General features: G+C 68.1%; 12 protein-coding genes. 4 read left to right on the top strand and 8 right to left on the bottom strand.

Annotation, left to right across the window (positions count from 1 at the left end):
• Nucleotides 1–33: 33 nt before the first annotated feature.
• Nucleotides 34–1410 (bottom strand): sensor histidine kinase, encoded by a 1377-nt coding sequence (locus JNJ68_RS06355; RefSeq protein WP_294980332.1) that lies wholly within the window; start codon nucleotides 1408–1410, stop codon nucleotides 34–36.
• A 3-nt stretch (nucleotides 1411–1413) separates the two neighbouring features.
• Nucleotides 1414–2079 (bottom strand): response regulator transcription factor, encoded by a 666-nt coding sequence (locus tag JNJ68_RS06350; protein WP_294980329.1) that lies wholly within the window; start codon nucleotides 2077–2079, stop codon nucleotides 1414–1416.
• 172 nt (nucleotides 2080–2251) lie between these two features.
• Here JNJ68_RS06350 and JNJ68_RS06345 point away from each other — a divergent pair, with 172 nt between their 5' ends.
• The 4 genes from JNJ68_RS06345 to JNJ68_RS06330 all read left to right on the top strand — a co-directional run bounded on the left by JNJ68_RS06345 (nucleotide 2252) and on the right by JNJ68_RS06330 (nucleotide 6356).
• Nucleotides 2252–3298: an ABC transporter substrate-binding protein gene (locus tag JNJ68_RS06345; RefSeq protein ID WP_294980326.1), complete on the top strand. Its 1047-nt coding sequence runs from the start codon at nucleotides 2252–2254 to the stop codon at nucleotides 3296–3298.
• Nucleotides 3299–3408: 110 nt separating this feature from the next.
• A complete protein-coding gene (locus JNJ68_RS06340) occupies nucleotides 3409–4353 on the top strand; it encodes a tripartite tricarboxylate transporter substrate binding protein (protein WP_294980323.1) in 945 nt (314 codons plus the stop codon).
• Nucleotides 4350–4838 (top strand): tripartite tricarboxylate transporter TctB family protein, encoded by a 489-nt coding sequence (locus JNJ68_RS06335; RefSeq protein ID WP_294980320.1) that lies wholly within the window; start codon nucleotides 4350–4352, stop codon nucleotides 4836–4838. The genes JNJ68_RS06340 and JNJ68_RS06335 overlap by 4 nt, the downstream gene beginning before the upstream one ends.
• A gap of 3 nt (nucleotides 4839–4841) precedes the next feature.
• On the top strand, nucleotides 4842–6356 hold the full coding sequence (locus JNJ68_RS06330; protein WP_294980317.1) for a tripartite tricarboxylate transporter permease: 1515 nt from the start codon (nucleotides 4842–4844) through the stop codon (nucleotides 6354–6356).
• Nucleotides 6357–6373: 17 nt separating this feature from the next.
• Here the strand turns inward: JNJ68_RS06330 and JNJ68_RS06325 are convergent, their stop codons facing one another.
• From JNJ68_RS06325 to JNJ68_RS06300, 6 genes are all read right to left on the bottom strand, one after another.
• Nucleotides 6374–7096 (bottom strand): proteasome-type protease, encoded by a 723-nt coding sequence (locus tag JNJ68_RS06325; RefSeq protein ID WP_294980315.1) that lies wholly within the window; start codon nucleotides 7094–7096, stop codon nucleotides 6374–6376.
• 30 nt (nucleotides 7097–7126) lie between these two features.
• Entirely contained in the window at nucleotides 7127–7933 is an 807-nt protein-coding gene (locus tag JNJ68_RS06320) for a transglutaminase family protein (RefSeq protein ID WP_294980312.1), read from the bottom strand.
• On the bottom strand, nucleotides 7933–8883 hold the full coding sequence (locus JNJ68_RS06315; protein ID WP_294980309.1) for an alpha-E domain-containing protein: 951 nt from the start codon (nucleotides 8881–8883) through the stop codon (nucleotides 7933–7935). The genes JNJ68_RS06320 and JNJ68_RS06315 overlap by 1 nt, the downstream gene beginning before the upstream one ends.
• Nucleotides 8884–8887: 4 nt before the next feature.
• Entirely contained in the window at nucleotides 8888–10279 is a 1392-nt protein-coding gene (locus tag JNJ68_RS06310; protein WP_294980340.1) for a circularly permuted type 2 ATP-grasp protein, read from the bottom strand.
• A gap of 138 nt (nucleotides 10280–10417) precedes the next feature.
• On the bottom strand, nucleotides 10418–11128 hold the full coding sequence (locus tag JNJ68_RS06305) for an aspartate/glutamate racemase family protein (protein ID WP_294980308.1): 711 nt from the start codon (nucleotides 11126–11128) through the stop codon (nucleotides 10418–10420).
• A gap of 3 nt (nucleotides 11129–11131) precedes the next feature.
• Nucleotides 11132–11845, bottom strand: coding sequence for an ABC transporter ATP-binding protein (locus JNJ68_RS06300; protein WP_294980337.1), 714 nt, complete (start codon nucleotides 11843–11845; stop codon nucleotides 11132–11134).
• Nucleotides 11846–11872: the final 27 nt, after the last annotated feature.

Below are 11872 nucleotides of genomic sequence, written 5' to 3'. Positions count from 1 at the left end.
AGCGCCCCAGCCAACCTTCCGCAGAGCGCAGTTTCAGGCCACCGGCAGCGTGACGGTGACGGCGAGGCCCCTGCCCTCGGAGCCGTGGTCGATGTCGACACCGGCGCGGAGGGCGCGGGCGATTTCGGCCACGATGTGCAGACCGAGGCCGCGGGTGCCGGAGCGCATTTCGGCCGGGCCGGGCGCCGGCAGAAGCCGGGCGCGCAGGGCTGCGAGATCGGCCTCGGCAAGGCGCGGGCCGGTGTCGGTCACCGTGAGGCGCAGGGCTCCCTGCCCCGCGGATTCCAGATGCACCGTCACCATCGTCTCGGCCGGGCAATGCGTCAGGGCATTGCCGAGCAGATTGCGCAGAAGCTCGCCGAGGAGCACGTCCTCGGTCCGGGCCAGCGCCCGCTCCGGGCCGTCGTAGCCGAGATCCTGCCCCAGCCGGACCGCCTGCGGCATGAGGTCGGCGGTCACCGCGCGGGCGAGCGCCGCGACATCGACGTCACGCAGCGCGGGCCTTGTGCCCGAGGCCTCGACCCGCGCGAGGAGCAGGACCTGTTCCAGGACGCGCTCGATGCGGACGAGCGCCGCGTCGGCCTTGTCCAGAGCTTCGGGCCGCGTGCCATCGGGGCGGACAGCGACCGCGATCTGGGTGCGCGCGACGGTCAGCGGCGTGCGGATCTGGTGGTTGGCGTTGCTGGCAAAGTTCTGGAGCGCTGCCATGGCGCGCGAGAGCCGCAGAAGGAAGCCGTTCAGCGCATCGACGACCGGGCGCAATTCGGCCGGGGCGTCGGGAGGCATCGGGGTCAGGTCGTGGGGCGCGCGCGAGGCGATGGCGCGCGACAGCCGGTCGAGCGGGCGCAGCGCATAGGTCGCGGCGGCCCAGGCGACCAGCGCGGCCCCGGCGATCAGCCCGGCGATGCGCAGCGCGGATCGGGTCAGGATCGACCGTGCCAGCGCATCGCGGGCGCGAGTGGTCTCGGCCACGGTGACGGTGAAGGGCAGCGTCCCCTCGCCGGTGGTGAGTTCGCGCGCGAGGGTCGCCGTGCGGATCGGCAGGCTCCGGTAGAGCGCATCGGCAAGCCCGGTTTCCTGGCCCGGCGGGACGATGGCGGGAAGAAGGTCCCGGTATCCCGTCAGGATGCCCTGCGGCCCGTCCACCCGGTAGAAGACCTGGTCCTGCGCGGTCGAGGACAGCATGTCGAGCGCCGAGAAGGGGATCGCGATCGAAAGCCCGCCATCCGCGGCGACATCCACCCCTTCGGCGATCGCCATCGCCGAACCGACCAGGACGCGGTCCGACACCTCGCGGGCGGTGCGCAGGGCCTCGGTCCGGGTGTCGAGCAGGGCGAGGACGCCAATGGCGGCGGTGGCGAGGACAAGCCAGAGCAGGATCGAGCGGCGGAGCGAGGCGGGATGGTCCAAGGATCAGGGCCTTTCCAGCAGATAGCCGAGGCCGCGGGCGGTGCGCAGCACCAGCCCGTGCGGATGCAGGCGGCGTCGCAGGCGGCTGACATATTGCTCGATGGCATTGTCCGACAGGCTGTCGTCCAGCGTCGTCAGCGACTGGACGATGGCCTCCTTGCCGACGACGCGCCCGGCGCGCAGAAAGAACAGTTCGAGCAGCGCCAATTCGCGGGCGGGAAGGTCGAGATGTTCCTCGCCGACATGGAAGCGGCGCGCGGCCATGTCGAAGCGGACCGGGCCGATCTGGACGTCCGAGGCATGGAGTCCCGCCTGCCGTCGCAGGATCGAGCGGACGCGGGCCTCGAATTCACCCACATCGAAGGGCTTGACCATGTAGTCGTCGGCGCCGAGGTCGAGTCCGGCGACCTTTTCGGCCGGTTCACCCCGCGCGGTCAGGATCAGGACCGGCACCGGGTTCTTCCGCCCGCGCAGCGACCGAAGCACCGACAGCCCGTCCTTTTCCGGCAGGTTCAGGTCGAGGATCACGAGGTCAAACCGTTCGGCGCCGATCAGGGTTTCGGCGGAGAGCCCGTCATGGGTGACGTCCACGGCATAACCCGCGCCGTGAAGGAGCGTGGTCAGCGCCTCGGCCAGGGGCAGGTCGTCCTCGACAAGCAGGATTCGCATGGGCGGAGCGTAGGACAGGCGGGGATTGCTCGTCGATGACTTCGTCACGCCTCGCGGATGGCTCCGCCGGGGATATTTGGGGCAAAGAGGAAAGGGCTTTCCGGCGGGAAGACAAGGTCGCGCGGCGAGGGGGTGATTGTCGCACCGGGGTGGCCGGGCTAGGCTCGCGATCATGTGGGTCCTGCGCGCACTTCTGGTCTGCCTTGCCCTGCCTGCCGCGGCGGATGTGGTGGTGTTTCCCGCGCCGGGCGGCGGGTCGCGGGAGTTGGTGGTCTATTCCTCGCTCGATTCGCCGCTGGCCCGCCCGCTGATCGAGGCGTTCCAGCGCGGGGCCCCGGATGTCGCGGTGCGCTACGAGGACCTCTTGACCGGCGAGATCGCGGATCGGGTGATGCAGGAGACGGATGCGGGCGCGGCCACGGCGGATCTGGTGTTCTCCTCGGCGATGGACGTCACGGTGAAGCTGGCCAATGACGGCTATGCAAGCGAGGCCGATGTGCCGGGGGCGGCGGGTTGGCCGGACTGGGCGGTCTGGCGCAACATGGTCTTCGCGCTGACCTTCGAGCCTGCGGTGATCGTCTATCACCGGCCCTCGTTCCCCGGCGGCCCGCCGGACACCCGGGCGGCGCTGATCGACTGGCTGCGGACCGCGCCGAAGGGGTCCATCGGCACCTATGACATCGCGCGCTCGGCGGTGGGATACCTGTTCCTGATGCGGGACGAGGAGCATTTCGCCGACCTCTGGACGCTGGTGCGGGCGATGGGACGGGCCGGGGTGCAGGTCTTCCCCACCTCGCAGGACGTGATCGACCGGGTGAACGCAGGCACGCTGAAGCTCGGCTACAACGTGCTGGGGTCCTATGCGGCCGACCAGGCGTCGCGGTTGCCGGACCTGGGGCTGATGCTGCCGCGCGATTATGTGGTGGTGGTCAGCCGGGTGGCGCTGGTGCCGCGGGCGGCACATTCACCCGATCTGGGTGAGGCCTTCCTGGACTTCCTTCTGTCGCGCGAGGGGCAGACCGTGCTGGCCGAGCGGCTGCGCCTGCCCGCGATCAGCCTGGAGGTGGCGGGCAAGGATTCGGCGGCGGCGATGCAGGAGACGCTGGGGGCGAAGCTGCGCCCGGTCGCGGTGTCGCCGGGGTTGCTGGCCTATCTGGACGCGGCCAGCCGGGCGCGCGTGCTGGCCGCCTGGAACGCGGCGCTGGAGGGGGGCGAATAGGGCGGGCCATGTCAGCTTGGTGACAGGTTGACATGCTCTGCTGGCCCCGTTCCGGGGAGAGGAGCCCCGGCAGATTCGGCAACCCCGGTTGCCCCATGGGAGGAAAACAGATGAAACACACCCTTCTTGGCGTGGCCTTCGCGGCTGCGCTGGCGGTTCCCGCTTTCGCGCAGGACTACACGATCATGGCGCCCGCCAACCCCGGCGGCGGCTGGGACGGCACCGCGCGCGCCATGCAGGAGGTCCTGCAGGCCGAAGGCATCGCCCCCTCGGTCGAGGTGATCAACGTCCCCGGCGCGGGCGGTACGGTGGGTCTGGCGCAGTTCGTGGCCGACAGCGCGGGCGACCCGACCAAGCTGATCGTCGGCGGCTATGTGATGGTGGGGGCGATCCTGACCAACGCCTCGCCCGTGACGCTGAAGGACGTGACCCCCATCGCGCGGCTGACGGGCGATACCGAGGCAATCGTGGTTCCGGCGGCCTCGGACATCCAGACGCTTGGTGATCTGGTCGAGAAGCTGAAGGCCGATCCGGGTTCGGTCAGCTGGGCCGGTGGATCGGCGGGCGGCACGGACCATATCCTCGTCGGTCTCCTGGCCAAGGCTGCGGGCGTCGACCCGACCAAGATCAACTATGTCGCCTTTTCGGGCGGCGGCGAGGCGATGGCGGCGATCCTGGGCAACCAGGTCACGGCGGGGGTCTCCTCGGTCGGCGAGTTCCAGGAACAGGTGAAGGCCGGGACGATGCGGCTGCTGGCCGTGTCCTCCGCCGAGCGGCTGGAGGGCATTGACGCGCCGACGATCAAGGAATCGGGCTTCGACGTGGTGGTCGAGAACTGGCGCATGGTCGCAGCCGCACCGGGGCTGAGCGACGAGCAGGTGGCGAAGATCACCGCCGACATGGACAAGCTGAATGCCAGCGCCGGCTGGACCAAGATGCTGGCCGACAGGGGCTGGGCCAACACCTATCTGGCGGGCGACGCCTTCGCGACGCAGCTGGACGCGGATATCGCCGCGACCGACGGCGTATTGCGCGACATCGGTCTGGTGAAATGAGCGAGGGTTTTCCCTTGGAACGCCGCCCCAGGTGGGCGGCGTTCGTCATTGCGGCGGGCCTTGCGGGGCTTGCCGCAATGATCCTGTGGGATGCGTCGGGGCTGAAGCAGGACGGCGGCTATGCCGGGGTCGGCCCGGCGGATGTGCCGCGGATCATCGCCTACGGGCTTTTGCTGCTGGCGGGACTGACGGTGATCTCCGGTTTGAAGGGCGACCTGCCGCGCCCGCCGCCGCAGGCCCCGGCGCCGGTGCTGTGGATCATGGGCGGACTCATTGGCCAGCTGCTGCTGCTGCATGTGGCCGGGTTCATCCTGTCGGGGGCGATCCTGTTCGGGATGACCGCGCGGGGCTTCGGGCAGAAGCCGCTGTGGCGCAACATCTTGGTCGGCTTCGCGCTGGCCTTCGTGATCTACGGCATCTTTGATCGGCTTCTGAAGCTGAACCTGCCGGGCGGTCCGCTCGAACTGCTGATCTTCCGGGGGTAGGCCATGGAAAGCTTTTCGCTCCTGATGCAGGGCCTGTCGACCGCGCTTGAGCCGATGATCCTGTTTTATGCGCTGATCGGGGTGACGCTGGGCACAGCCGTCGGCGTCCTGCCGGGGATCGGCCCGGCGCTGACCGTGGCTTTGCTCTTGCCCGTCACTTACGGGCTCGACCCGGCCGGATCGCTGATCATGTTCGCGGGGATCTATTACGGCGGCATGTATGGCGGGTCGACGACCTCGATCCTGTTGAACACGCCGGGGGAAAGCGCCTCGATCGTCACGGCGATCGAAGGCAACCAGATGGCGCGGCAGGGACGTGGAGGACCGGCGCTGGCGACCGCTGCCATTGGCAGTTTCGTCGCCGGGCTGATCGCGACGCTGCTGTTGGCGTTTCTTGCGCCGCAAGTGGTCAAGCTGGCGCTGACGCTTGGCCCACGGGAATATTTCGCGCTGATGGTGCTGGCCTTCGTCACGGTGTCGGCGACTTTCGGCGACAGCGCCTTGCGGGGGCTGACCTCGCTGTTCCTCGGTCTGGCACTGGCCTGCGTCGGGATCGACGGGCTGACCGGGGCGGCGCGGCTGACCTATGGCGTGCCGCAGCTGATGGACGGGATCGAGACGACGACGCTTGCCGTCGCGCTTTTCGCCATCGGCGAGGCGCTGGCGGTGGCGGCGATGCTGGACCCGCCGGACGGGATGCACCGGGTGAAGGGCAGCGTGAAGATGACGCGGGAGGACTGGCGCCGGTCCTGGAAGGCCTGGCTGCGCGGGACCTTCATCGGCTTTCCCATCGGTTCGATGCCCGCCGGGGGTGCGGATGTGGCTTCGTTCCTGTCCTATGCGGCGGAGCGGAAGCTGACGAAACACCCCGAGGAGTTCGGTCATGGCGCCATCGAGGGCGTCGCCGGGCCGGAGGCGGCAAACAACGCGGCGGCGGCAGGAACGCTGGTACCGCTCTTGACGCTAGGGCTGCCGACGACCGCGACGGCGGCGATCATGCTGGCCGGGTTCCAGCAGTTCGGGTTGCAGCCGGGGCCCTTGCTCTTCGTGATGAACGCCGAGTTGGTCTGGGGTCTGATCGCAAGCCTTCTGATCGCCAACGTCATGCTGGTGGTGCTGAACCTGCCGCTGATCGGGCTGTGGATCAAACTGCTGTCGATCCCCCGGCCCTGGCTTTATGGCGGCATTCTTCTTTTCGCCACGCTCGGGACCATCGGGGTCAACCCATCGCCGGTGGAATTGGGGATGCTGATCCTGTTCGGGGTCATGGGGTACGGGATGCGGCTTTACGGCTATCCGGTCGCGCCGGTGGTGGTGGGGCTGATCCTGGGGCCGATGGCGGAACAGCAGCTGCGCCGGGCGCTGTCGATTGCGCAGGGCGACTGGATGACGCTGGTCTCCACCCCGGTCTCGGCCGTCTTGCTGGGGGTTTCGGCGGTGTTCCTGGTCGTGCCGATGATCATGCGGCTGCGTGGTCGCGGCCAGGTGCTGAGCCAGGTGGCGGGCGACGCGGACTGAGCAGCCCGCTGCCCGCGTCATATCACGATGCGGGCAAAACCGTCGCGCAGCGCATTCGACCAGGCCTCTGACATGGCGCGGAACGCCGGATCGCCTGCTTCGATCCGACGTTTCTGCGTCACCTTGCAGACATCGTGTTCGATCACGGCAAGATCGAGCGGCATGCCGACGGAAAGGTTCGAACGCAGGGTCGAATCCATCGACAGAAGGACGGCCTTCACCGCGTCGGCCAGGCTTGTCGTGGGCTTGACCACCCGGTCGAGGATCGGCTTGCCATATTTGTGCTCGCCGATCTGGAGGAAGGGCGTGTCCTCGGTCGCCTCGATGAAATTGCCCTCGGGGTAGATGAGGAAGAGCCGCATCGCGCCGCCCTTCCTTTGCCCGGCGACGATCATCGAGGCCGAGGCCCCCTGCATGGCGGAGAGCTTTTCGTCCACCTCGGCCCTGACCTTGGCCAGGGTCGCCCCGACGATCTCGGCCACCTTCAGCAGCGTGGGCGCGAGCATGATCGAAGTATCGGGCGTGGCCTCGGGGTCGTCGATCGCCTCGCGCAGCTGGGCGATGGTGGTCTGCGAAACCGACAGGCTGCCGGCGGTCATGATCACGATGACGCGCTCACCGGGGTCCTCGAAGGTGAACATCTTGCGGTAGGTCGAGATGTTGTCGAGCCCCGCGTTGGTACGCGTGTCCGACAGAAGTACCATGCCTTCGTTCAAGAGAAGGCCCACGCAGTAAGTCATCCGTTGTCCCCCGGTTCCGCGCCGCAGAGCCTATTGGGCGGATTGCTGGACCGCAACCGTCACATCCATCGCCTCGCGCGCCCCGCCGCGCGCAATGCCGCGGATCGGGGCGGCATCCTGCGCATCGAAGCCCGAGCCGAGGCGGATGAAGCGGGCGTCGGGGCAGGAGAGGTTCGCGGGGTCGAAGCCGACCCAGCCGAGGCCAGAAATGTGCAGCTCGGCCCAGGCATGGGCGGCTTCATGCGGGGTGCCGTCTTCGGTGGCGAAAAGGTAGCCCGAGACATAGCGCGCCGGGATGCCCCGGCTTCGGGCGCAGGCGATCAGCGCATGGGCATGGTCCTGGCAGACCCCCTCGCCCAGGGTCAGCGCCTCGGCGGCGGTGGTATGGGCATGGGTCACGCCCGGGCGGTAGGCGATGGCCCCGGCGACGGCGGCGGACAGCGCATGGGCAAGTGCAAGCGTGTCGGCGCCGGTGGCGGTATTGGCGAGGGCAGCGAGCGCCACGTCGATCCGGGTGGGGGCGGTTTCGCGGAGATAGCAGTCGGGGGCGACGGTTTCGCGGTGGCCGCGCAACACGCCCGCCATATCCTCGGTCTCCACCGTGCCCTGCACCCGGACGGCGATCTCGGTGACGGGTCCGGCGATGGTCCAGCCCTGCACGACATCCCCTGCCCCGTCGCGGTGCCGCGCGCCTTTCGTGCCCTCCGTCACCGTGACCTCCCAGTCGAACACCTTCTGACCCGTGAAGACCGAAGGCGTCAGGCGGTGGCTTTGCACCACCGACCGGACGGGCGTGTCGTAGCGATAGCGGGTCACATGGTCGACGGTCAGCCGCATCAGCGCATCTCTCCGCTGAGGTAGGAGGCGTGGATGGCGTTGGCGAGCACCGCCGCCTCGGCGATGTAGCGGGTGAGGAATTCGTGCAGGCCCTCGTCGAAGATCGCTTCGACAGTGGCGCTTTCGATCCCGGCGGCGAGGCTTTGGGCCTCCACCTGCGCCTCGGTCTCGCGCCCGTAGGCCTTGGCGAGACGGCCGAGGTGGTTGGTCAGCCCGGCGGTGCAGGTGCAAAGCGAGCGGGGCGCCTGCGGGTTGCGGATCAGGAAGTCGGCGATCTTGGCAGCCGTCACATCGCCGCCGTAGGCCCAGTGGAAAGCCCGATGCGCCCCCATGGCGCGCAGAAGCGTCGTCCACTGGTAGTTGTCGAGGCCAGAGCCGACGAAATCGACCCGGGGAAGGAGGACGTAGTACTTCACGTCCATCAGCCGCGCCGTGTTGTCGCCGCGTTCCAGATAATAGCCGATGTTCAGGAAGTTGAACCCGTCGTCGCGCAAGAGCGTGGCGTCGATGGCGCCCCGCAACATGGCGGCGTGGCGCATGGTCCAGTCGGTGAGGCGCGAAAGCTCCAGCTTCGAACGTTCCTCGCGTTCCAGCTGCTTCAACTCCTGGAAGGCGGTGTTGAGCGCGTCCCAGACCTGCGTCGTCAGCGCGGTGCGGACGATGCGACCGTTCTCGCGCGCGGCGGTGATGCAGCTGGCAACCGAGGAGGGGTTGTCGCGGTCGAAGAACAGGAAGCTCTCGATGTTGCGTTGCACCGGGTCGCCGTACTTTTGCGCGAAGGCATGGGCCATGCCCGTGGCCTGCAACAGGCTGTCCCATTCGCTGCGGTAGCCTTGGGCGGAGGGGAGAAGGCTGATGCGGGAGCCGACCTCCAGAAGGCGCGCGACGGTGTCCGCCCGCTCCATGTAGCGGGCGATCCAGTAAAGGTTGTCAGCGGTGCGGCTTAGCATCTTGTCACTCCGCCAGAACCCAGGTGTCCTTGACGCCCCCGCCCTGCGAGGAGTTCACCACCAGCGATCCCTCCTTCAGCGCAACGCGGGTCAACCCGCCGGGAACCAGTTCGATCCGCTCGCCGACCAGGCAATAGGGGCGCAGGTCGACGTGGCGGGGGGCGACGCCTTGCTCGACGAAGGTGGGAACGGTCGACAACGCCAGGGTCGGCTGGGCGATGTAGTTCGCCGGGTCCTCGGAAAGCTTCGCCCGGAACCGCTCGATCTCGTCGCGGCTGGCCTTCGGTCCGACGAGCATCCCGTAGCCGCCCGAGCCGTGGACCTCTTTCACCACCAGATCGGGCAGGTTCGCCAGCACATGCGCAAGGTCCTCGGGGCGACCGCATTGCCAGGTCGGGACGTTTTGCAGGATCGGCTCTTCGCCGAGGTAGAAGCGCACCATCTCGGGGACATAGGTGTAGACCGCCTTGTCGTCGGCCACCCCGGCCCCCGGCGCCGAGCAGATCGACACGCCGCCCGAACGGTAGACGTCCATCAGGCCCGGGATACCCAGCATGGAATCGGGCCGGAAGCACAGGGGGTCGAGGAAGGCGTCGTCGATGCGGCGGTAGATCACGTCCACCCTTTGCGGCCCCTCGGTCGTGCGCATCCAGACATGGTCGCCATCGACGAAGAGGTCCTGCCCCTCGACCAGTTCCACCCCCATCAGGTCGGCCAGGAGCGAATGTTCGTAATAGGCGCTGTTGAAATGGCCGGGCGTCAGGATCACCACCGTGGGCTCGCCCGTGCAACGGGCGGGGGCGACGCTGGCGAGCGTGCGGCGCAGCTTGTCGGCATAGGTGTCGACGGGCTCGATCCGGTTCTCGCGGAAGAGGTCGGGAAACATCCGCATCATGATCTCGCGGCTTTCCAGCATGTAGCTGACACCCGAGGGCGTGCGGCAGTTGTCCTCCAGCACGTAGAACTCGTCCGGGCCGGTGCGGACGATGTCGACGCCAACGATATGGGAATAGACCCCTTTCGGCGGCACGAAACCGGCGACGGCCTTCTCGTAGGCCTCGTTGCGGTAGACCAGATGGGCGGGGATGCGGCCCGCGCGGATGATCTCGCCCCGGCCATAGACATCGACGAGGAAGGCGTTCAGGGCGCGGGCGCGCTGCTTGATGCCGCGTTCCAGCCGCGACCATTCGGCGCCGGAGAAGACGCGGGGGAACATGTCGAAGGGGATCAGCCGGTCGGGATCGCCACCCTCGCCATAGACGGCGAAGGTGATGCCGATGCGGCGGAACAAAGCCTCGGCCTCGGCCTGTTTCAGGCTGCGCAGTTCCTGCGGCATGGTCGCGACCCAGTCCTTCAGTCGGGCATAGGGGATGCGGACCTCGACCCCCTGGAACATCTCGTTGAACTGCGTCACCACTTCCCTCGCTCTGCCCTGGTCCGACTAGACCAGAGCACGGGCGCTGCGGGAAGGAAAAAGCGGCAGATGCATGCCCGCATGGCACCCGGCTGCACAGGAATTGGGCGGTTGGAAAGGTCAGCCCGCCACGCGCAGCTTCTGTACCGGCGGCGGCGCATAGCCTCCCAGACGCGAGGTCTTCAGGCCGAGCCCCACCATCGCCTCGGCCAGCTTGACCGCGCAGGTGACGCCGTCGAGCACCGGCAGCCCGTGTTCCGCCGCCAGCCGCCCCGCCAGATCGGCCATTCCGGCGCAGCCGAGCACGATGGCCTCGGCGTGGTCCACGGCCACCGCGCGACCGATCTCGGCGCTGATCCGGTTGCAGGCGTCAGAACCCGGATGTTCCAAATCCAGCACCGCGACGTCCGACGACCGCACGCGCGCGCAGCGGGCCGACAACCCGTATCTGTGCAGGTTGTGCTCCAGCGCCGGGACAGAGCGAGCGAGCGTGGTGACGACCGAGAACTTGTTCGCGAGCATGGAGGCGAAGTGATAGGCGGCCTCGCCGATGCCGATCACCGGGCGGTCGGTCAGGCAGCGCGCGGCGTCGAGGCCGGTGTCGTCGAAACAGGCGATGATCACCGCGTCATAGCCGGGGGTGGTCTGGATCAGGTGCAGAAGGCCGGGGACGCTGAGCGCCTCGTCGTAGTAACCCTCGATGGAGACCGGTCCCTGCGCCGGATTCATGGCGACGATCTCGGTTCCGGGACTGGCCGCGCCCCTGGCGGCGAGGCCGATCTTTTCGGTCATCGAGGCGGTGGTGTTCGGGTTGATCACCAGAAGGCGCATTTTCTAAAGCTCCCCGCCCAGGTAGGCGGCCTTGATCCGGTCGTCGTGCATCAGGTCCTTCGAGTTGCCGGACAGGACGACCTGGCCCGTCGACATGGCATAGGCGCGGTTCGAGATCGACAGGGCCATGCGGCTGTTCTGTTCGACGAGGAGGACAGAGACCCCTTCGTCCCGGCTGATCGCCACGATGGCGCGGGCGATGTCCTGCACCAGCTTCGGCGCGATGCCGAGGCTCGGCTCGTCCAGCAGCAGCAGCTTCGGCTTCGCCATCAGCGCGCGGCCGATCACCATCATCTGCTGCTCGCCGCCGGAAAGGGTGCTGGCCTGCTGGGTAAAGCGTTCCTTCAGGCGCGGGAAGCGGGTGAGGACGCTGTCCAGCGTCGCCTCGATCCCCTGCTTGTCGCTGCGGGTGAAGGCCCCCATCAGCAGGTTGTCCTTCACGCTCATCAGCGGGAAGACGCGGCGGCCCTCGGGGACCATGGCGATGCCGCGTTTCACGATCTCGGCGGCGGGGCGGCCGTCGATGCGGTCGCCGAGATAGCTGATCGTGCCGGACTTGATCTTCCTGAGGCCGATGATGGCGCGGAGGATCGAGGATTTCCCGGCCCCGTTCGCGCCGATCAGGGCCACCGTCTCACCTTCCATCAGGTCGATGGAAACGCCTTTCAGCGCATAGACGTGGTCATAGTACAGCTCGACGTCGTCGAAGCTGAGCATCTTGCGGGCGGGTTCCAGTTTGGTCGC

Origin of the sequence: Tabrizicola sp., from assembly GCF_016793705.1 — a bacterium.
GTDB lineage: Bacteria > Pseudomonadota > Alphaproteobacteria > Rhodobacterales > Rhodobacteraceae > Tabrizicola.
The sequence above is the reverse complement of the archived record's forward strand: the minus strand, read 5'-3'. Positions and strand labels throughout refer to the sequence as shown.